Genomic DNA, 21352 nt, shown 5'->3' on the forward strand with positions numbered 1-21352 from the left:
CATTTATTCCCGACTTCATTTGCGCTTCGTGTTCAGACCTGTTCTAAGGGCTCTCGCAAATCCAAAAGATCGACCATACGGGCTCTGTTCAGGGTCCGTCTCCATGCGCCTTTTGCACAGAGAGGAGAATCTATGAGCGAGGAGAGCGTTTTCGCCCCTGACAAAGAACAGGATTACGGGGATGATCCCAATTCCGTTCGCAACACCGATCATTATACCAATGAATATGTTCGCGGCTTCGTCAGCAAATGGGATGAGCTGATCGACTGGGAAGCCAGAGCCAGAAGCGAAGGCCGTTTTTTTATCGATGTGCTGAAGGCACGGGGCAAAACCTCGGTGCTGGATGTCGCAACCGGAACCGGCTTTCATTCCATCCAGCTTCTCAAAGCCGGTTTCGACGTATCGTCAGCCGACGGTTCGGCAGAAATGCTGTCCATGGCGTTTGAAAACGCCAAGAATGAAGGGCTGATGCTGAAGACCATCCATGCCGACTGGCGCTGGCTCAACAAGGATGTCCATGGCAAATACGATGCCATCATCTGCCTCGGCAACAGCTTCACCCATCTGTTCGAGGAAAAGGACCGCCGCCGCGCGCTGGCCGAATTTTATGCCGCGCTGAAGCATGACGGCATCCTGATTCTCGATCAGCGAAATTACGACAAGATTCTCGAAGGCGATCCGGCTTCGAAACATAAATATTACTATTGCGGCGATCAGGTGACGGCAGAGCCGGAATATGTCGATGATAGTCTGGCGCGGTTCCGCTACGATTTCCCCGATGGCAGCGAATATCATCTGAATATGTTTCCGCTGCGCAAGGATTATGTACGCGGATTGCTGCGCGATGTCGGGTTCCAGCAGATCCATTCCTATGGCGATTTCCAGGAGGAAGGCGAGGAAACCGAACCCGATTTCTTCATCCATGTAGCGGAGAAAACCTATGCCGAATGAAGCGGGTGTTGCCGTTGCGCGCGATTATTACGACAGTGACGAAGCCGATAATTTCTACAGCACGATCTGGGGCGGTGAGGATATTCATGTCGGCCTTTATGCCGAAACGCGCGATATTCGCGAGGCGAGCCGCCGCACTGTGGAGCGCATGGTCGAATTGCTGGGCGGGAGCCTCAAGGGCAAACATGTCCTCGATATCGGCTCCGGCTATGGCGGCGGTGCGCGCAAGCTGGTGAGCGAATATGGGGCGGATCATGTGACCTGCCTCAACATCGCGCTGGTGGAAAATCGCCGCAATCGCGAAATGAACGAAGCGGCGGGGCTGGCTGACAGGATCACTGTCACTGACGGGTCTTTCGACGACATTCCGCATGAGGATGCCAGTTTCGATGTGATCTGGAGCCAGGATGCCATTCTGCATGCTCCGGATCGCGCCGCGGTAATGGCCGAAGCGGTCCGCGTGCTCAAACCGGGCGGTGATTTCATTTTTACCGATCCGATGCAGGCCGACGATCTGGAGAATGCTTCCGATTTACAGCCGATCTATGACCGCATTCATCTGCAGAATCTGGCGAGTTTCGGCTTCTATGAGAAGCAGCTCACCGATCGCGGCATGGAAAAGGTCGTGATCGAGGATCACAGTATCGAAATCGCCAATCATTATGGCCGTGTGGCGGAAGAATTGCAGGCCCGCCGCGATGAAATCGATGCGAGCGACGAATGGGTCGCGCGGATGCTGAAAGGGCTGGGCCTGTGGGTCGACGGCTCGCGCTCGGGCAAGTTGACCTGGGGCATCATGCATTTCCGCAAGCCGCTCTGACGGTTTCGCCCGAAGGTTCTGCCAGAAGATTCTGAACGCCCCGGCCCGATGCAATACAGGCCGGGGCGTTTATGTTTTAATCGACCTGTCCGAAATAATCGGGATATTTGCGGGCAAAACGTTTGACCCAGCTATCGCCCCCATCGCGTCTGGCACGGTACATATAGCGCCAGCCGGTCAGACAGGCGACCGCTGCGCCCAGCGTGTCGACGATCAGATCCCACATCGTATCGGTCAGCCCCGAAGGGTCGCCCAGCATGGGTTTCTGCATCGTGGTGCCGAAGAGCTGATCGATAGTGAATTCGACGATTTCCCATATCGCGCCCATACAGACGGCGAAGAAAAAGGCGAACAGAGCCACGAAAGAAGGCCGCATCCGCACATCTACCACGTCGTTCTCATTGAGCAGATAGAGAATGATGAAGCCGAGCAGGCCGAGCAGCACGCCCGAAGTGGTGTGCAGGGCGATATCCCACCACCAGATACGATTATAGAAATCCTGCACTTCGCCGAGAAAGATCGAAGCGAAAATGAACAATGCGGAGAAAATCTGGATTTCGGTCGGCAGCTTCACGGGAATGCGGCTTCCGCCCAGTACGGGGGATGCCATGATCGGTATGATCGCCGCCACCAGAAAGACATGCATCCAGCGCTGCTGATGGATCAGCGTGCCCAGTTCCCCCAGCATCACCACCAGCACGATGGCAAGCACGACCTTGTAAAGCCGGGTGGAGGTCCAGCCGCTGAGAGACGGGGTAGGGCGCTCGGTATCCTCGGCCATGCACCGCACCCTAGGGCAAAGTTTCGCGGCGTGCCATCGCCTGTATCGGTCATTCGCCTTGCGGAATGGGCTTTTCGTGCCTCCCGGCTTTGCCTATGGCCTCTCTCCATGAGTTTTGCCGCAACCTTGCTGACCCTCTACCCTGAGATGTTTCCGGGGCCTCTCGGCCTGTCGCTCGCCGGGCGTGCGCTGGAGCGGGGGGACTGGTCGCTCGATACGGTGCAGATCCGCAATTTCGCGCAGGATAAGCACCGCACAGTCGATGACACACCTGCAGGCGGCGGGGCCGGTATGGTGCTGAAAGTGGATGTGCTTGCTGCTGCGATCGATCATGCGCGGGAAAAGCGGCCCGATTGCCCCGTTCTGGCGATGACGCCGCGCGGGCGGCCAATCACGCAGGCGCGCATCCGTGCGCTGGCCGAAGGGCCGGGCGTGACCATTTTATGCGGCCGGTTCGAAGGATTCGATGAGCGAATTTTCGAAAGCCGCGATGTCGAAGAAGTTTCGGTGGGCGATATTGTCCTGTCCGGCGGAGAGCCGGCCGCGCTGATGATTCTCGATGCTTGCATTCGCCTGCTTCCCGGCGTAATGGGCGCAGCGTCTAGCGGAGTCGACGAATCCTTCGAAGGAGGATTTCTCGAATATCCGCAATACACCCGACCTGTCGAATGGGAAGGGCGCAGGATCCCTGAAGTGTTGCGATCGGGGGATCATGCGAAGATTGCCGCGTGGCGAAAAACACGCGCGCAGGATGATACACGGTTACGCAGGCCGGACCTTTGGGAACGTCATGGTGGCGTTCGGGACCTGTCTGCCTCTGGCGCGCAGCAAGATAGTGAGGAATAGGTCTCATGAACCTGATCCAGCAGCTCGAAAAAGAACAGATCGAGCAACTCAGCGACGGGAAGGACATTCCCGAATTCCGCGCCGGCGATACTGTCCGCGTGGGTGTGCGCGTTGTTGAAGGCACGCGCGAACGTGTCCAGAATTTCGAAGGTGTCTGCATTGCCCGTTCCAACCGCGGTCTCGGCAGCAACTTCACCGTCCGCAAGATGAGCTTCGGTGAAGGTGTGGAACGTGTGTTCCCGCTCTATTCGCCCAACCTCGATTCGATCACCGTGGTCCGTCGCGGTATCGTGCGTCGTGCGAAGCTTTATTATCTTCGCGGTCGTACCGGTAAACGCGCTCGTATTGCTGAGCGGCGCGATAACCAGGGCGCCGGCAAGGGAAAATAATCCCTTAAGCCGCTCGAAGCATTTTACGAAAAGGGCGTCTTGGCTTAACTGGCCGGGGCGCCCTTTTTGCGTTTCCATCACCCGAATTCAGGGATCGGTTCCGTTCATGACCTCCATTCGCTTATTCGCTACGGCCAGCCTGCTTGGCCTGGCTTGTCAGCCCGTTGCCGCGCAGGCGCAGGAACAAACCGCCCCGCCTGTCCGGCAAACCAGCCCGCATACCATACAGGAGACCCGCATGGCCGATGATGCCTCGTCCCACGATCTGACGCTGGAACGTCTCTTCGCCAGCCCGGCTCTTGCCGGTTCTTCGCCGCGCGGTGTGAAACTGTCCCCCGATGGCCGCTATCTCACCGTGTTGCGCAACCGTGAAGAGGATCGTGAGCGCTATGATCTGTGGGGCTTCGACCGGAAAAGCGGCCAGTGGACCATGCTGGTGGACAGCGAAAAGCTCGGCTCGGGCCGGGAACTGTCCGAAGCGGAAAAGATGCAGCGCGAACGTCTGCGGATCGGCGATCTCAAAGGGATCGTAACCTATGAATGGTCGGCTGACGGGGAATCCATTCTCGTCCCGCTCGAAGGCGATCTTTATCTCGCCCGGCTCGATGGTTCGGTGGAGCGCCTTACCGATACGGAAGAAGCCGAACTCAATCCCGCCCTCAGCAATACCGGCGCCTATATTTCCTTCGTTCGTGACGGGCAGGTCTATGCCGGCGATGTCGGTGCAGAGGCGCAGGCGATCACGCCGCAGGAAGGCGATACGGTTCAGTGGGGCGTGGCCGAATTCGTTGCGCAGGAGGAAATGGACCGGCATAAGGGTTTCTGGTGGTCTCCCGATGACCGGCGGATCGCGGTGGCGCGTGTGGATGAAGCTCCGGTCGGTATCGTAACCCGCACCGCCATCGGTGCCAGCGGCACGCGGACCTATGAGCAGCGCTATCCGGCGGCGGGCACACCCAATGCCGATGTGCAGCTTTTCGTGATGGACCCGAATGGCAGCCATCGTGTGCCGGTCGATCTCGGGCCGGATAAGGATATCTATGCTGCACGCGTGAACTGGGCGCCCGATGGCAGCCGGCTATACGTTCAGCGCGAGAATCGTGACCAGACGCAGCTCGATATGCTCAGCGTGGACCCTGAGACAGGGCAGTCACAGGTGCTGTTCACCGAAAAAGCGCGCGATAAGAGCTGGATCAATCTGACCGACAACTATCGCTTTCTGGACGATGGCAGCCTGATCTGGTGGTCGGAGCGTGACGGATACGGCCATCTGTACCGTTTTGCCGACGGGCAATGGCAGCAACTGACTTCCGGTGACTGGGTGGTGACGAGTCTGGATGGCGTCGATCAGGAAACCGGCCGGATCACGTTCACTGCCAATCGGGACGATGTGCTCGCTACCCAGATTTATGCGCTTAATCTGGCGGACCCGTCCCATATCGAGATGCTGAGCGATTCCGATTATGTGAACAGCGCGAAGATGGACGATGCAGGCAAGACGCTGATCGTCAGCCGCTCATCGCAGAAGCAGCCGCCGCAATCCTATCTTGCCGATGCGCAGGGCGAGCGCCTGACCTGGATCGAGGAAAACGCCCTCACTGGCGACCATCCTTATGCGCCTTACCTCGCTAGCCACCGACCCGCGCAGTTCGGTACGATAAAAGCCGATGACGGCACGCCGCTGCATTATATGATGATTACGCCCGAGCTTGAGGAAGGGACAATCTATCCGGTAATTTTCTCTCATTATGGCGGCCCGCATGTGCAGGTGGTGACAAAGGGCTGGCAGGGAGCGTTGCCACAGGCGATTGTCGATAAGGGCTATATCTATTTCGCCATCGATAATCGCGGCAGTAATAATCGTGGCGTCGATTTCGAAAGCGCTATCTGGCACGCGATGGGGTCGGTCGAAGTGGCCGATCAGAAGAAGGGCGCTGAATTTCTGAAGACTTTGCCTTTCGTCGATTCTGCCAAAATCGCGATCTATGGCTGGTCCTATGGCGGCTATATGACGCTGAAAATGCTCGAAGCCGATCCGGGTTTTTACGCTGCCGGTATTGCTGGCGCACCGGTTACGCGCTGGGAGCTTTACGACACCCATTATACGGAGCGTTATATGGGCGATCCGACACGCGACAAAAACGCCTATGAAACCGCATCGGCCATTCCCGATGCAGCGAAGATCAGCGATCCGATGCTGCTTCTTCACGGCATGGCTGATGATAATGTGGTGTTCGAAAATTCCTCCGAACTGATCGGCAAGCTGCAACATGATGCGGTGCCGTTCGAAATGATGCTCTATCCCGGGCAGACGCATAGCGTGAAGGGGCCGAAGATCAGCGTCCATCTGTGGAAAACGATTTTCGATTTCCTCGAAGATAAGGGCGTGGCTCCGGCCGAGCGGTGATGTGATGAACCAGCAGGCCGCAACACTTTATCGTCCAGCCAAACTGCCCAATCTGGTCAGGAAGAAACCCGACCAGGGCAGCAAGAAGACCGATTCCGCTTCCGGGCAGGGGGCTCTGGGTCTTGCCGGTGCCTGGGCAATGGGCGTTGGCGGCATGATCGGCGGCGGGATATTCTCGACGCTGGGTGTGGTGATATCGGTTGCCGGGCAATGGGCCTGGGCCAGCTTTTTGCTGGGCGGACTGATTGCGCTGGCCACGGGGCATTGTATGGCCGCGCTGACCGTGGATGGTGACCGCTCGGGCGGAATATATCGTTTTCTGCGGATGCAGGGTTATGATCGCGCGGCGCATGTTTCCGCGCTTGTCCTGCTGCTGGGTTATACGCTGACGGTGGCTGTGTATGCCTATACTTTCGGGTCCTATCTGGCCAATGTCTTCAACGGGCCGGACTGGCTGCCGCAGGCTATGGGTGTTGTCGCGATTATCGTTCTGGCCGGGCTTAATCTGCGCGGGGCCAGCGATGCAGCAGGCGTCGAAATTGCGATTGTGGTGGGCAAACTTGTCATTCTTGCAGGGCTTGCGGTTGCCGGATTGTGGCGCTTCGATGCGGCCCGGCTGGCGGTCGAAAATCCGCCGGGCTGGTTCGGGGCGATTGTCGGCGCGGCGAGTGTCTTCATGGCATATGAAGGGTTCGAACTGCTGAGCTACGATTATGACGAAATGGCCGATCGCAAAACATTGATCCGCCGGGTCATGCCGCTCACCATATGGACCGCTATTGTGGTTTATATTGCGATTGCTCTGGCGGTGCCCATGCTGGTCGATACGTCCGAACTGATTGCCGATGGCGAAGTCGCGCTGGCCAAAGCCGGGCAGGCCTTGATGGGCATGACGGGCCTGCTGCTGGTGACTGCCGCTGCGGCCATGTCCACCGGATCGGCGATTAATGCGACGCTGTTTTCCTCTGCCCGACTGGCGCATGAAGTGGCAAAAGAAAAGGAACTGCCTTCCGTCTTTGCCAGAGAAAACCGCTTCCAGTCTCCCTATATTGGTGTGCTGACGCTGGGCGGCGGGGCTATTGTCCTGACATTGCTGGGCGGGCTGACATCGCTGGTAACCGGCGCCAGTGTCGTTTTCCTGCTGGTTTTCGGAACGGTGAATGTTCTCGCATGGCGGGAAAAGGTAGGAAACACGCTTTATGCAGCACTTGGAACGGTGGGCGCTTTTATCGCCACCGCACTGCTTCTGCTGCATCTGGCAAATGTGATTTGAAATAATCGTAAAAACTCTGGGGTTCAGGCATAAAATTTGTTGCGTCTGCAGGATGCAACGCTAAGGCGGCCCCCACGAAATGAAATGGAGTGCGTAATGGGTTATCGGGTAGCGGTCGTCGGTGCGACGGGGAATGTCGGGCGTGAAATGCTCGCCATTCTGGCGGAGCGCGAATTTCCGATGGACGAGGTTGCGGCTGTGGCCAGTTCACGGTCTGTCGGGACCGAGATCGAAATCGGCGATTCCGGTCGTATGGTGAAGTGCAAGAATCTCGAACATTTCGATTTTTCCGGCTGGGATATTGCGCTGTTCGCTGTCGGTTCTGCTGCCACCAGGGAATATGCCCCGAAAGCCGCCGCGGCTGGCTGTGTAGTGATCGATAACAGCTCGCTATACCGGATGGACCCCGATGTGCCGCTGATCGTTCCGGAAGTGAATCCGGATGCGATCGACGGCTATGTGAAAAAGAACATCATCGCCAATCCGAATTGCTCGACCGCGCAGCTCATGGTGACGCTGAAGCCGTTGCACGATGCTGCCACGATCCGGCGCGTTGTCGTTTCGACCTATCAGTCTGTATCCGGCGCGGGCAAGGCCGGTATGGACGAATTGTTCGAGCAGAGCCGGGCCATTTTCGTGGGCGATCCTGTCGAGCCGGCCAAGTTCACCAAGCAGATCGCGTTCAACGTCATTCCGCATATCGATGTCTTCATGGATGACGGGTCGACCAAGGAAGAATGGAAGATGGTGGTCGAGACCAAGAAGATTCTCGATCCCAAGGTGAAGCTCAACGCGACTTGCGTGCGCGTGCCGGTATTTGTCGGCCATGCCGAGGCGGTGAATATCGAGTTCGAAAACGAACTGAGCGCCGAAGATGCGCAAAATATTCTGCGTGAGGCACCGGGCTGCATGCTCGTCGATAAGCGTGAGGATGGCGGGTATGTGACTCCGGTGGAATGCGCCGGGGACAGCGCCACCTATATCAGCCGTGTGCGCGAAGATCCGACCGTCGATAACGGTCTGACCCTGTGGTGCGTCTCCGACAATCTGCGCAAGGGAGCCGCGCTCAATGCGGTGCAGATCGCTGAATTGCTGGGGCGTCGCCATCTGAAGAAGGGCTGAGGCTCGCGAGCCGGGGCAGGTCGAATATCGCCTGCCCCGGCATTTTCTCCCCATAATGCGAAACCGGGATAGCTGACGGATATGAGATCGGCCTGGATCGCCTTTGCCCTTGCGGCATGCTTTTTTCTGTTCGAATTCGTCACCCGGATCGAACCCAGCCTGGCGCAGGAAGCGATTGCCGGTTTTTACGGCATTTCTCATTCCGGTTTCGGGACGCTCTCCAGCCTGTTTTTCTGGGTCTACGCGCCGATGCAGATCGTGGTGGGGCTGCTGCTCGACCGCTTTGGTGCAAGGCGCTTTATCCTTCTCGGGACCCTGTCCTGCTCGCTGGGCGTTATCCTGTTCAGTCTGACCTCCAGCACGCTGATCGGCGGGGCCGGGCGGCTGCTGACCGGGTTCGGTGCCTCTTTCGCTTTTGTTGCCGCTTTGTGGCTGGTCAATCACTGGTTTCCGGCCAGTCGCTTCGCGTTGCTTTCCGGCATGGTGAACGCCGTGGGCATGGTCGGCACGGCTATAGGCTCTGTCCTCTTGTCCGATGTCATTGCCGATCATGGCTGGCAGACCACGTTCCTCGCCACCGGCGGAGCGGGGCTGATGCTATTCCTCCTCGCTCTTTTCTTTCTGAAGGAGCCCGATTCCCCCGCCACCAGTGCCGATAGCAGTGCGCTGACGCATGTGCTGGGCAGTTTGCGCAGCGTGCTGAGTAATGGACGGATCTGGCTGATCGGGCTGGTGAGCATGCTCTATTATGTCCCGATCAACGTATATGGCGGGCTTTGGGGGACCAGTGACCTCGTCCAGAATCATCATCGCAGCCCGGTTGCGGCGCAGACTGAAGTGTCGATGATTTTCTGGGGGATGGCGCTGGGCAGTGTGCTGGGCGGCTGGATGTCGGACCGGCTGGGGCACCGCAAATTCCTTGTCTTTGCCGGATCGCTTCTCACGGCTCTTGCCTATAGCGCCATCGTCTATGTGCCGATGAACCAGTTTACCGAAGCCACCTGTCTGTTTGCAGGCGGGGTTTTTGGCGGTTTCCAGATGCTCACTTTCACCATGGCCAAGGAAGGGATCAGAGAAGAACTGGTCGGCACGGTGGTGGCTTTCGTGAATATGATCGGCATTGCCGGCGCGCTGATTCTCCAGCCTCTCGTCGGCTATCTCGCCGATATCAGCGGAGGAGATTTCGACTTTGCGCTGAGCATCGTGCCCGCCTGCGTTGCGCTGTCGACGGTGCTGGTGCTGGCGATTTCCGAATATCGCCATCCCGATCATCGTTTGGCGAGCGATTAGTGCAACAGGGCTTGCCGGCCTGCCTTCGCCTCTGCGATAGGCTGACGCATGAGCACAGTCAGCAGCACCACTTTCGCCAGTTTCGACGGCACCGAACTTGCCCTCCACCGGATGAATCCGGAGGGAGCAGCGGGCCGTAAGGTCATTCTTCTGCACGGCCTCTTTTCCAGTGCCGAGATGAACTGGATCCGCTTCGGCCATGCAGCGAAGCTCGCCGAAGCGGGATTCGATGTCATCATGCCCGATCTGCGTGCTCATGGTGAAAGCGCTGCGCCGCATGGTGCCGATGCTTATCCGGCCGATGTGCTGGTGCGCGATGTCAAAGCGCTGGTCGGCTATCTCGGACTCACGGATTACGACCTCGTTGGCTTTTCGCTGGGGTCGCGAACCGCTGTGCGCGCCGTTCTGGCAGGCCTTGCCCCGCGCAAACTTGTTTTATGCGGCATGGGCCTGGAAGGTCTTGCCGGATGGGACCGGCGTGCCGCCTTCTTCATCGATGCGATCGACCGTTTCGACGAAGTGAAACGCGGCGATCCCGCTTATGTGGCAGTGTCTTTCATGAAAACGATGCAGGTTGACCGCGAAGCTGCGCGGCTCTTGCTGCAATCGGTCGATGACACGGCAGCGGATGAGTTGTCCGGGATTACCATGCCCACACTGGTGGTTTGCGGTGACAAGGACAATGATAATGGTTCCGCTGAAAAGCTGGTCGATGCTTTGCCCGATGCGCGTTTCGCAGAGGTGCCGGGCACGCATATGAGTTCGGTCACGGAAGCTGCTCTGGGTGAGGCGATTCGCGACTTTTTGCTGGTCTGACGGCGCTTCGCCTCGCAATATTGACGGCAGATAGCGGTTTTCCGGCTTGACTCTGACATCATGTCAGGGTGCATGGATGTGAGCGTCACGCGAGGAGATACCGGATGACGCAGGATCATCAATGCCATCAAGACCATGAGCATGGCGGGCAGCCATGTTCGCATCACACAGCCGAAGCTCAGTCCGGCAATATGGTTCAGGACCCGGTCTGTGGCATGAAAGTCAATCCCGAAACGGCCAAACACAGCATGGCCTATCAGGGGGAAACCTATTATTTCTGCAATCCCAAATGCCTCGCAAAATTTGAGAACGATCCGGAAAAATATCTGAATCCCGCCAACGAAGCGGAAGATGTGCCTGAAGGTACGATCTGGACCTGTCCGATGGACCCGGAAATTCGTCAGGACCATCCCGGCACCTGTCCGATCTGCGGGATGGCCCTGGAACCGGAAATGGTCAGCCTCGATAGCGGACCGAATGAAGAGCTGGTCGATATGTCGCGGCGCTTCTGGATCGGTCTGGCACTGGCCTTGCCGGTCTTCGTGCTGGAAATGGGCGGGCATCTGTTTCCTGCCCTGCATCATCTGGTGCCGCCCCGCATTTCCATCTGGATTCAGCTTATACTGGCAACCCCGGTGGTGTTGTGGGCAGGCGCGCCTTTCTTCCAGCGCGGCTGGGCATCGATCCGCACACGCAATCTCAACATGTTCACGCTGGTTGCGATGGGGGCCGGTGTCGCCTGGGCCTATAGCATGGTGGCCGCCCTCGCACCCGGCCTCTTCCCCGACAGTTTCCGCGGGGAGGAAGGCAGCGTAGCCGTTTATTTTGAAGCAGCGGCGGTCATTACTGTGCTGGTCCTGCTGGGGCAGGTGCTCGAATTGCGCGCACGCGAAAGGACATCCGGCGCGATCAAGGCGCTGCTCCGTCTCGCTCCCAAGACAGCCCGGCGAATCGAATCCGATGGCAGCGAAGCCGAAGTTCCGCTGGAAGATTTACGGACCGGTGACCGTTTGCGCATTCGTCCCGGCGAAAAAGTACCGGTCGATGCAGTGGTCGAGGAAGGTCGTTCCGCGCTCGATGAATCGATGATTACCGGTGAATCCATGCCCGTTACCAAGGGCGAGGGCGATACGGTGATCGGCGGCACAATCAATCAGAGCGGTGCTCTGGTGGTGACATGCGACAAGGTCGGGCGTGACACTATGCTATCGCGCATTGTGCAGATGGTGGCCGATGCACAGCGTTCGCGTGCGCCAATTCAGGGGCTGGCCGATCGCGTGGCTGGCTGGTTCGTTCCTGCTGTGCTGATAATCGCGCTGCTTGCTTTTATCGCATGGGCCGTATGGGGGCCTGAACCGCGCTTCGCCCATGCGCTGATTGCAGCGGTTTCGGTGATGATTATCGCCTGTCCCTGTGCGCTGGGCCTGGCCACGCCGATGTCGATCATGGTGGGGATCGGGCGCGGGGCCAATGATGGTGTGCTGATCCGCAATGCCGAAGCGCTCGAACGCTTCGAAAAAGTCGATACGCTGGTGGTGGACAAGACCGGCACGCTGACCGAGGGCAAGCCTTCGGTGACACAGATCGTAACCCTCGATCCGTGGACCGAAGACACGCTTTTGCGCCTGTCTGCCGCAGCGGAGCGAGCATCCGAACATCCGCTGGCGCAGGCGATTGTAGCGGCAGCCGAAAAACGCGGTCTGGACCTGCCGCAAGTGGCGGATTTCGATTCCCCCACTGGCAAGGGTGCGCTGGGGCGGGTGGAAAATCACCGCCTGGCGCTTGGCAATGCACGGTTTCTGGAGGAACAATCGGTCGATTGTTCGGCCCTGCAGTCTCAGGCGGATGATCTGCGAGGTGACGGTGCAACGGCTATTTTCGTTGCGATTGACGGTGCCCCTGCGGGTATCATTGCCATTGCCGACGCGGTGAAGGAAACCACACCGCAGGCGCTGGCATCCTTGCGCAAGGACGATATTCGCGTGGTCATGCTGACCGGTGATAATCGCACTACGGCGCAGGCTGTAGCCCGTCGTCTCGGCATCGATGAGGTGGAAGCTGAAGTGCTGCCCGATCAGAAAAGCGATGTCGTTGCGCGGCTTAAATCGGAAGGGCGGATCGTTGCCATGGCTGGTGACGGGGTGAACGATGCCCCCGCTCTGGCAGCCGCCGATGTGGGTATTGCCATGGGTTCGGGCACTGATGTCGCGATTGAAAGCGCCGGAGTAACTTTGCTGAAAGGCGATCTTACCGGCATCGTGAAAGCGCGCCATCTCAGCCATGCGACCATGTCCAATATCCGGCAGAATCTGTTCTTCGCCTTCATCTATAATGCAGCGGGCGTTCCGATTGCCGCAGGCGTGCTTTATCCCTTCTTCGGCATCCTGCTGTCTCCCATCATCGCAGCGGCGGCCATGTCGCTTTCCTCGGTGAGCGTGGTGACCAATGCGCTTCGGCTCAACCGGGTGAAATTGTGAATATCGGAGAAGCCTCGAAAGCGGGTGGCGTCTCGCAGCGGATGATCCGCCATTACGAACAGATCGGTCTGATCCCCGAACCTGTCCGGCGCGATAGCGGCTATCGCGATTATGGCGAGCAGGATGTCCACCGGCTGCGTTTCATCGCCAATGCGCGCGATCTTGGCTTTTCCGTACCCGAAATAAAGACTCTGCTGGATCTGTGGGCCAATCGCGAAAGAGCGAGTGCCGAGGTTAAGAATCTGGCTTTGCGCCATATAGATGAGCTGGATGAAAAGATCGCCCGGCTGGAAACCATGCGCGATACGTTGCGCAACCTTGCCCGTCATTGCCATGGAGACGAGCGGCCTGATTGCCCCATTCTGCACGGTCTTGCAGCCGATCCGGCCTCTCTGTCCAAAGGCGATTGACATTTCTGCCCGTCCGCATCGCCGGGTACATTTTTTCTTATAGTTGACTGATATCGCTTTGCGGTCAGGGCGGAGCCGTTACGGCGTATGCTCCCCTGTATTTAGCTCCATATCGTTCTACAATTTATGTTGAGATTGTAGAACAATATGGTTGGAATTTTCGCCGATCTTGCTATCCGGTTTCCGAAAAATATGATACGCCCAACATAATTGGGAGAGAATGGTTTGAGTGGATTGAATTTTATCCTCGGCGAAACCGTGGACATGATCCGCGATTCGACCGAGCGATTTGCGCGTGAGAAACTGGCGCCGATTGCCGCAAGAGTGGATGCAGAGGACTGGTTCCCGCGCGCATTGTTCGCCGATATGGGCGAACTGGGCCTTCATGGTATTACGGTAGCCGAGGAATGGGGCGGGCTCGATATGGGCTATCTCGCTCATGTCGTCGCACAGGAGGAGGTGGCTCGCGCTTCGGCGTCGATAGGCCTGTCCTACGGTGCGCATTCCAATCTGTGCATCAATCAGATCCATCGCTGGGCGAATGAGGAGCAGAAGCGCCGTTATCTCCCCGAACTGGTGGCGGGCCGTCATATCGGGGCGCTGGCCATGAGCGAGGCCGGGTCCGGTTCCGACGTAGTTTCGATGAAATTGCGCGCTGCGAAGAAGGGGGACCGCTATATTCTGAACGGCACGAAATACTGGATCACCAACGGTTCGGAAGCCGATGTGCTGGTGGTTTATGCCAAGACCGATCCCGATGCCGGACCGCATGGCATTACAGCCTTTATCGTCGAAAAGGGTATGCCGGGCTTCTCTATCGGTCAGAAGATCGAGAAGATGGGAATGCGCGGCTCGCCCACGGTCGAACTTGTTTTCGACAATGCCGAAATTCCCGAAGAAAACGTGCTGGGTGACGTGAATAAGGGCGTGGCGGTTTTAATGAGCGGACTCGATTATGAGCGGACCGTTCTGGCCGGTGTGCAGACCGGCATCATGCAGGCCTGTCTCGACGTAGTTCTGCCGTATGTGCGCGACCGCAAGCAATTCGGCACACCGGTCGGCGAATTCCAGCTGATGCAGGCCAAGATTGCCGACATATATGTCGCGCTTAATTCCAGCCGGGCGTATCTTTATGCCGTGGCACGGGCTGCCGATGCCGGCATGACCACGCGTTACGATGCCGCCGGAGCTATTCTGCTGGCGAGCGAGAATGCGGTGAAGGTCGCGCTCGAAGCGGTGCAGGCGCTGGGCGGTGCCGGATATACCACAGACTGGCCGGTCGAGCGCTATCTGCGCGATGCCAAACTGCTCGATATTGGCGCGGGCACCAATGAAGTGCGGCGGATGCTGATCGGCCGCGAACTGTTCAAGGGGTAAGTATGAGCGGAGCTGTTATTCCGAGTAAACTCGACCTTGCGGCCCCTGAGGCGCAGGCCCGGGCCGGGCATAATCGTGCATTGGCGGCCGAACTGCATGAGAAGGTCGCCAAAGCGGCGCAAGGCGGCAATGAGCGCTCGCGTGAGCGCCATGTAGGACGTGGCAAATTGCTGCCGCGCGACAGGGTGGAGCGGCTGCTCGATCCCGGTTCGCCCTTTCTCGAACTGGGCCAGCTCGCTGCTGGCGGCATGTATGGGGATGAGATCCCCGGTGCCGGCTTGATCGGCGGGATCGGGCGCGTATCGGGGCGTCAGGTGATGGTGCTTGCCAATGATGCCACGGTGAAGGGCGGCACTTACTTTCCGATGTCGGTGAAGAAACATTTGCGGGCACAGGAAATTGCCGAACAAAACCGGCTGCCCTGTATCTATCTGGTCGATAGTGGCGGCGCCAACCTGCCCAATCAGGCCGAAGTCTTCCCCGACAAGGACCATTTCGGGCGTATATTCTACAATCAGGCCAATATGAGCGGGCAGGGTATTCCGCAGATTGCCTGTGTCATGGGAAGTTGCACGGCAGGTGGTGCCTATGTTCCGGCGATGAGCGATGAGAGCGTGATCGTGCGCGAGCAGGGGACGATTTTTCTCGCCGGACCGCCTCTGGTGAAGGCTGCAACGGGTGAAGAAATCAGTGCTGAAGATCTCGGTGGCGGCGATTTGCATGCGCGCAAGTCGGGTGTGGTCGATCATCTGGCCGAGAATGACGATCATGCGCTGACCATTTTGCGCGATATTGTCAGCAATCTGGGGGATGCCGGGAATGGCGGTCCCGGTACGAATGCGGCGCAAGGCGATATCCAGCCGCCGCTTTATGCTGCGGAAGATATGTATTCGCTGATTCCGGAAGATGTTCGCCAGCCTTACGATGTGCATGAAGTAATTGCCCGTCTGGTCGATGGCAGTGCATTCCATGAATTCAAACCGCTTTACGGAAATACGCTGGTCTGCGGTTTCGCGAAAATCTGGGGCATGGATGTGGCGATCCTTGCCAATAATGGCGTGCTCTTCTCCGAAAGCGCCGTGAAAGGCGCGCATTTCATCGAGCTCGCCTGTCAGCGCGGTATACCGCTATTGTTCCTGCAAAATATTTCCGGCTTCATGGTCGGCGGGAAATATGAGGCCGAAGGGATTGCCAAGCACGGGGCCAAGCTCGTGACAGCGGTGGCGACCGCACAGGTACCCAAGATCACAATTCTGATCGGCGGTTCTTTCGGTGCGGGAAATTACGGCATGGCCGGTCGCGCTTATAATCCGCGCTTCCTGTTCTCCTGGCCCAATAGCCGGATCAGTGTGATGGGGGGCGAACAGGCCGCCAGTGTGCTTGCCACGGTCCATCGCGATGCCGGGAAATGGAGCGAGGAGGAAGCGGAGGCTTTCAAGGCGCCGATCCGGCAGAAATTCGAAGAGGAGGGCGATCCCTATTACGCCACGGCGCGGCTCTGGGATGACGGGGTGATCGACCCCGTTCAGACGCGCGATGTGCTTGGGCTCAGCCTCGCCGCTTGTCTCAATACCCCTATCGAGGAGGCGCCCCGCTTCGGGGTGTTCCGGATGTGATTCAGTCTCTGCTTATTGCCAATCGCGGCGAAATCGCCTGCCGGATCATTCGCACGGCCCGCGCCATGGGTGTGCGTACAGTCGCGGTCTATTCCGATGCGGATGCGCAGGCGCTGCATGTTCGCATGGCCGATCAGGCCATCCATATCGGTCCGTCTCAGGCCGCTGAAAGCTATCTCAAAGGCGATGTCATCATCGCTGCTGCCAAAGAGAGCGGAGCTGAAGCGATTCATCCCGGCTATGGTTTTCTGTCTGAAAATGCCGGTTTTGCTCAAAGTGTGGCTGATGCCGGACTGATCTGGGTCGGCCCGCAGCCGGACAGTATTCGCGCTATGGGTCTGAAAGACGCCGCCAAGGCGCTGATGGCCGAAGCAGGTGTACCGGTTACACCAGGTTATTACGGTAGCAATCAGGACCCCGATTTTCTCGCCAGAGAAGCGGATAGTATCGGCTATCCGGTACTGATTAAAGCCGTGGCCGGAGGCGGCGGCAAGGGGATGCGCAAGGTAGACGATCCTGCTGATTTCGCCGATGCACTCACATCCTGCCGCCGAGAGGCGACCGCCAGCTTTGGCAATGATGTGGTGCTGATCGAAAAATGGATCGAAAGCCCGCGCCATATCGAAGTGCAGATTTTCGGGGATACACATGGGCAGGTGGTGCATCTGTTCGAACGCGACTGTTCGCTTCAGCGCCGCCATCAGAAAGTGATCGAAGAGGCGCCTGCCCCCGGCATGGACGAATTGACTCGCGAAGCCATTTGCATGGCGGCCGTCCGTGCAGGTCAGGCGGTCAACTATGTCGGTGCAGGTACGGTGGAATTCATTGCTGACGGTTCCGAAGGGCTGAAAGCCGATCGTGTATGGTTTATGGAAATGAACACCCGGCTTCAGGTCGAACATCCGGTGACCGAAGAAATTACCGGCGTCGATCTGGTCGAATGGCAGCTCCGTGTGGCAAGCGGTGAGCCGTTGCCGCTGGCGCAGCAGGAGCTTTCGATCAGCGGCCATGCCATGGAAGCGCGACTTTATGCGGAAGATCCTGCTTCTGGTTTCCTCCCAAGCACGGGACGGCTGGAGGTTTGCCGTTTCCCGCAAAATGCAGTCCGCGTGGAAACCGGAGTGGAAGAAGGTGCGCAAATCAGCCCCTTTTACGATCCGATGATTGCCAAACTGGTGACTCATGGGCCGACGCGGAAGGAGGCTATCGCTACGATGCAGGAAGGGCTTGACGGGCTTGCCGTTTGGCCGGTCAGAACCAATGCAGGCTTTCTCCATGCGGCTCTGGGGCACACGGTATTCGCCGATGGTGCGATGACGACCGGCTTTCTGGAAGCGCATCAGGATGAACTGGTGCATACAGGCGAGCCGGACAAAGCCATGCTCAATGACGCGGCGCGGGCGATCAGCCGCTACTGGAATAGCGGATCACTGGAAAAACTGGCCGGTTTCCGGCTCAACCGGCCAGTCAGACGCATGGTGACGTTCGATGTTGAGGGTGTGGAATATGAAGCCGATGCAAACCTTCCGCCGACGCCCGGTAGCCATGTCATTTCGCTCCGGGAACGCGGGGTGCTGGTGACGCGCCACGGACGGACCATGGCGGCGTTGCTGAAACGCGGCGAAAGCGCTGGCGGTGCAGCGGCTTCCAATGGCGCCATTCTCGCGCCCATGCCGGGCAATATCGTCTCGGTTCTTGTAGCGCAGGGGGACCGGGTAAGCGAAGGGCAGAAACTTCTCACGCTGGAAGCGATGAAGATGGAGCACACCCTGGTTGCTCCCTTCGACGGCATTGTGGCGGAGCTGGAAGCCAGACAGGGCGCGCAGGTGCAGGTGGAAACCATGCTCGCGCGGATCGAACTGGAGGAGCAATGATGGCAGGGCGTTTTTTCGACGAATGGCAGGTGGGCGATACGATCACGCATGAGATCCGTCGCACGGTGACCGAAGCCGATAATCTGTTTTTCTCCACCATGACGCATAATCCGCAGCCGCTTCACCTCGATGCAGAAGCGGCAAGAGCCAGCGAGTTCGGACAGATTCTCGTCAATGGCACTTTCACTTTCGCGCTGATGGTGGGCCTGTCTGTGGGAGACACCACTCTGGGCACGTTGATCGCCAATCTGGGCTATGACAAGTTGTTGCATCCGAAACCGACCTTCCTCGGCGATACACTGCGGGCGACGAGCGAGGTGGTGGAAACGCGTGCCAGCAAATCTCGGCCGGGAGCGGGAATCGTTACCTTTCGTCATTCACTCATCAATCAGCGTGACGAAGTGGCCTGCGAATGTTTGCGGATGGCGCTTCTCAAGGGAAGCGGGCAATGAGGTTGCGCTCGCTGCTTTTCGTGCCCGGAGATCGCCCTGAACGGTTCGCCAAAGCCGCCGGGAGCGGGGCAGATGCAATCATTCTCGATCTGGAGGATTCGGTTGCGCCGGAGCGCAAATCTGTGGCGCGGGACGCTGTGGCGGATTATCTGCAGGCTCCCCGTGAAACACTGGTGCTGGTGCGAATAAACCCGGTGGATATGCCACTGGCTCAGGATGATCTGGATGCCGTGCTGCTCCATGAGCCCGACGGAATTATGCTTCCCAAAGCTGAAGGCGCGGGCAGCGTGCGACAGCTTACCGGCCGCGAATGGAAACGGGATGTTCCCGTTTTGCCCATCGCGACGGAAACCCCGGCAGCGATTTTCGAGCTGGGCACATTTCGCGAGGTCGCGCCGCATCTGCTGGGGTTGACCTGGGGAGCGGAGGATTTGCCTGCCGCTATTGGCGCCAGTACTTCACGCGAGGTGGATGGCAGTTATACGCCGCCTTATGAAATGGCGCGTTCATTGGCGCTGTTCGCTGCCCATGCAGCCGGTGTTCCGGCGATAGAGACGGTTTATCCCGATTTTCGCGATGAAGCGGGGCTGGCTGTCTATGCTGCGCGCGGGCGGCGCGATGGCTTTAGCGGCATGATGGCAATTCATCCGGCACAGGTGTCGATTATTAACGCGGCCTTTCAGCCGACAGAGGAAGAGCTGGCCGATGCCCGCGCAATTGTGGATGCCTTTGCGCGTGAACCACAGGCAGGGGCGCTGAGCATCAATGGTCGCATGGTGGATCGTCCGCATTTGCTGCAGGCCAGACGGTTGATCGAACGGTCTCCAGTCTGACCGCTAAGGAGGGGCTATGACGGGGAGGCCCCGTCATAGCGAAACGGGCTTTATTTACCGGAAAGGTGGCTCGTTAAAGGCGCGCAATTTGCGACTGTGCAGGCCGGGGCCTTCAGCCCGCAAAATTTCACAGGCCCGGATTCCGATCTGCAAATGGCCACCAATCGCTTCTTCATAAAATTTATTGGCCTGCCCCGGTAGTTTGATTTCACCATGGAGCGGCTTGTCCGAGACGCAGAGCAATGTTCCGTAAGGAACGCGGAAGCGATAACCCTGCGCGGCGATTGTCGCGCTTTCCATTTCGATACCCACTGCACGGCTCTGCGACAGGCGCTGAGCCGTGTGGCTGTAGCGCAATTCCCAGTTGCGGTCGTCGGTGGTTACGATGGTACCGGTTCGCATACGTTGCTTGAGGTCCAAACCGCGCGCACCGCTCACTTCTTCGGCCGCTCCGGCCAGGGCCTGCTGCACTTCTGCGATGGCGGGCAGCGGAATTTCCGGAGGCAGAACGGCATCGAGCACATGATCGTCCCGCTGATAGGCGTGGGCAAGCACGAAATCGCCGATCTTCTGGCTGGGGCGCAGACCACCGCAATGGCCGATCATCAACCAGGCTTCGGGACGCATCACGGCAAGGTGATCGGTGATGGTTTTGGCATTGGACGGGCCGACCCCGATATTGACCAGCGTGATCCCCATGCCGTCTTCCGCAATCAGGTGATAGGCCGGCATCTGGTGGCGCCGCCATGCTGTGTCCGAAAGCTGTGTGCGGGCATTTTGCGTCTGTTCCTGGATGAACAATCCGCCCGCGCCGGCAAGGGCGGTATAGCGGCCCTGTCCAACCTGTTCGGCACCCCAGTCAACGAATTCATCGACATAGCGATGGTAATTGGTGAACAGGATAAAACGCTGGAAATGCTCTGGCCGCGTACCGGTATAATGGGCGAGGCGGGCAAGCGAGAAATCGGTCCGCAAGCCATCGAAGAGCGATAGCGGTATCGGATCACCGTCTTCGCCCAGTTCCATTCCATCGGCCAGTTCATCGCCGATCAGCGCAAGATCGGTGGACGGGAAATATTGCGCCAGTTCGGGCGGGCTGATCCGGGCCATGGCCGCACCTTCGGCGCCGTCCAGAACATAGGGAAAAGGGATTTCCTGCCGAGAACGGCGCACTTCCACATCTATTGTGTAATCGCTCAATAGCAGATCGAGCTGTTCGGTGAGATAATCGGCAAATAGCTGCGGGCGAGTGACGGTGGTGGCATAAGTGCCGGCATCTATAAGCCGTCCAAAAGCGCGTGAGCGGGTCGTTTTACCGGCTTCGCCATTATAATGGATCAGCAATTCCGGATAGCAATAGCTGCCATCTTTGCGCCTTTCAGGCGGGGGCAGTGTGCCATGTTCACCGTAAGCGAGAATGTCCTGCCGCAGAGTTTCGACAGCTTGAATATGAATGGCCGTGAGTTCGGCGATTATGTTTTTGCTCGTTTTCATCTTGAGCAATTAAGCGATCTTTTCTGACATTTCAAAGGCAAAGAACCGGTCACATGATTGTTCCGAACGAGCGATGCAAAAAGGGCGCAGATTCCTCGCGGAAACTGCGCCCTTTTTGCATCGG

18 protein-coding genes are annotated in these 21352 nt (G+C 58.3%); 16 read left to right on the plus strand and 2 right to left on the minus strand.

Annotation, left to right across the window (positions count from 1 at the left end; genetic code table 11):
* The first annotated feature begins 132 nt into the window (after positions 1-132).
* Together D6851_RS17785 and D6851_RS17790 are read left to right on the plus strand one after the other, a co-directional pair.
* Positions 133-951 carry a glycine/sarcosine N-methyltransferase gene (locus D6851_RS17785; RefSeq protein ID WP_183030087.1) on the plus strand — a complete coding sequence of 273 codons (819 nt, stop codon included), beginning with the start codon at positions 133-135 and terminating at the stop codon, positions 949-951.
* A complete protein-coding gene (locus tag D6851_RS17790; RefSeq protein ID WP_183030088.1) occupies positions 941-1771 on the plus strand; it encodes a methyltransferase domain-containing protein in 831 nt (276 codons plus the stop codon). The genes D6851_RS17785 and D6851_RS17790 overlap by 11 nt, the downstream gene beginning before the upstream one ends.
* A 76-nt stretch (positions 1772-1847) precedes the next feature.
* Here D6851_RS17790 and D6851_RS12365 read toward each other — a convergent pair whose 3' ends face one another.
* The gene (locus D6851_RS12365) at positions 1848-2552 is read right to left on the minus strand and encodes a DUF2238 domain-containing protein (RefSeq protein ID WP_120325194.1); all 705 of its coding nucleotides are present in this window, start codon (positions 2550-2552) and stop codon (positions 1848-1850) included.
* Positions 2553-2660: 108 nt separating this feature from the next.
* On the opposite strand from D6851_RS12365, the gene trmD reads away from it, so the two are divergent.
* The 14 genes from trmD to D6851_RS12435 all read left to right on the plus strand — a co-directional run bounded on the left by trmD (position 2661) and on the right by D6851_RS12435 (position 19734).
* Positions 2661-3398 carry a tRNA (guanosine(37)-N1)-methyltransferase TrmD gene (gene trmD, locus D6851_RS12370; RefSeq protein ID WP_120325195.1) on the plus strand — a complete coding sequence of 246 codons (738 nt, stop codon included), beginning with the start codon at positions 2661-2663 and terminating at the stop codon, positions 3396-3398.
* Positions 3399-3403: 5 nt separating this feature from the next.
* Positions 3404-3787, plus strand: coding sequence for a 50S ribosomal protein L19 (gene rplS / locus D6851_RS12375; protein WP_120325196.1), 384 nt, complete (start codon positions 3404-3406; stop codon positions 3785-3787).
* Between the two features lie 106 nt (positions 3788-3893).
* Positions 3894-6194 (plus strand): S9 family peptidase, encoded by a 2301-nt coding sequence (locus D6851_RS12380; protein ID WP_120325197.1) that lies wholly within the window; start codon positions 3894-3896, stop codon positions 6192-6194.
* A gap of 4 nt (positions 6195-6198) precedes the next feature.
* On the plus strand, positions 6199-7467 hold the full coding sequence (locus D6851_RS12385; RefSeq protein ID WP_120325198.1) for an APC family permease: 1269 nt from the start codon (positions 6199-6201) through the stop codon (positions 7465-7467).
* A gap of 96 nt (positions 7468-7563) precedes the next feature.
* Positions 7564-8589, plus strand: coding sequence for an aspartate-semialdehyde dehydrogenase (locus D6851_RS12390; protein WP_120325199.1), 1026 nt, complete (start codon positions 7564-7566; stop codon positions 8587-8589).
* 81 nt (positions 8590-8670) lie between these two features.
* Positions 8671-9879, plus strand: coding sequence for an MFS transporter (locus tag D6851_RS12395; protein WP_120325200.1), 1209 nt, complete (start codon positions 8671-8673; stop codon positions 9877-9879).
* Between the two features lie 48 nt (positions 9880-9927).
* Positions 9928-10695 (plus strand): alpha/beta fold hydrolase, encoded by a 768-nt coding sequence (locus tag D6851_RS12400; RefSeq protein ID WP_120325201.1) that lies wholly within the window; start codon positions 9928-9930, stop codon positions 10693-10695.
* 104 nt (positions 10696-10799) lie between these two features.
* The gene (locus D6851_RS12405; RefSeq protein WP_120325202.1) at positions 10800-13172 is read left to right on the plus strand and encodes a heavy metal translocating P-type ATPase; all 2373 of its coding nucleotides are present in this window, start codon (positions 10800-10802) and stop codon (positions 13170-13172) included.
* Positions 13169-13582 (plus strand): Cu(I)-responsive transcriptional regulator, encoded by a 414-nt coding sequence (cueR, locus tag D6851_RS12410; protein WP_120325203.1) that lies wholly within the window; start codon positions 13169-13171, stop codon positions 13580-13582. Before D6851_RS12405 ends, cueR begins: the two co-directional genes overlap by 4 nt.
* Positions 13583-13846: 264 nt before the next feature.
* Positions 13847-14959: an acyl-CoA dehydrogenase family protein gene (locus D6851_RS12415; RefSeq protein ID WP_210210355.1), complete on the plus strand. Its 1113-nt coding sequence runs from the start codon at positions 13847-13849 to the stop codon at positions 14957-14959.
* A gap of 2 nt (positions 14960-14961) precedes the next feature.
* Positions 14962-16575, plus strand: a complete 1614-nt coding sequence (locus tag D6851_RS12420) for a carboxyl transferase domain-containing protein (RefSeq protein ID WP_120325205.1) — start codon at positions 14962-14964, stop codon at positions 16573-16575.
* The gene (locus D6851_RS12425; protein ID WP_120325206.1) at positions 16572-18449 is read left to right on the plus strand and encodes an acetyl/propionyl/methylcrotonyl-CoA carboxylase subunit alpha; all 1878 of its coding nucleotides are present in this window, start codon (positions 16572-16574) and stop codon (positions 18447-18449) included. Before D6851_RS12420 ends, D6851_RS12425 begins: the two co-directional genes overlap by 4 nt.
* Complete coding sequence (locus D6851_RS12430) at positions 18449-18901, plus strand: MaoC family dehydratase (protein ID WP_120325372.1); 453 nt, start codon at positions 18449-18451, stop codon at positions 18899-18901. Before D6851_RS12425 ends, D6851_RS12430 begins: the two co-directional genes overlap by 1 nt.
* Positions 18898-19734 carry an HpcH/HpaI aldolase/citrate lyase family protein gene (locus tag D6851_RS12435; RefSeq protein ID WP_120325207.1) on the plus strand — a complete coding sequence of 279 codons (837 nt, stop codon included), beginning with the start codon at positions 18898-18900 and terminating at the stop codon, positions 19732-19734. Before D6851_RS12430 ends, D6851_RS12435 begins: the two co-directional genes overlap by 4 nt.
* A gap of 54 nt (positions 19735-19788) precedes the next feature.
* Here the strand turns inward: D6851_RS12435 and D6851_RS12440 are convergent, their stop codons facing one another.
* Positions 19789-21228, minus strand: a complete 1440-nt coding sequence (locus D6851_RS12440; protein WP_120325208.1) for an AMP nucleosidase — start codon at positions 21226-21228, stop codon at positions 19789-19791.
* Between the last annotated feature and the right edge of the window lie 124 nt (positions 21229-21352).

This window comes from Altericroceibacterium spongiae (assembly GCF_003610805.1).
In the GTDB taxonomy this organism is placed as follows: domain Bacteria; phylum Pseudomonadota; class Alphaproteobacteria; order Sphingomonadales; family Sphingomonadaceae; genus Altericroceibacterium; species Altericroceibacterium spongiae.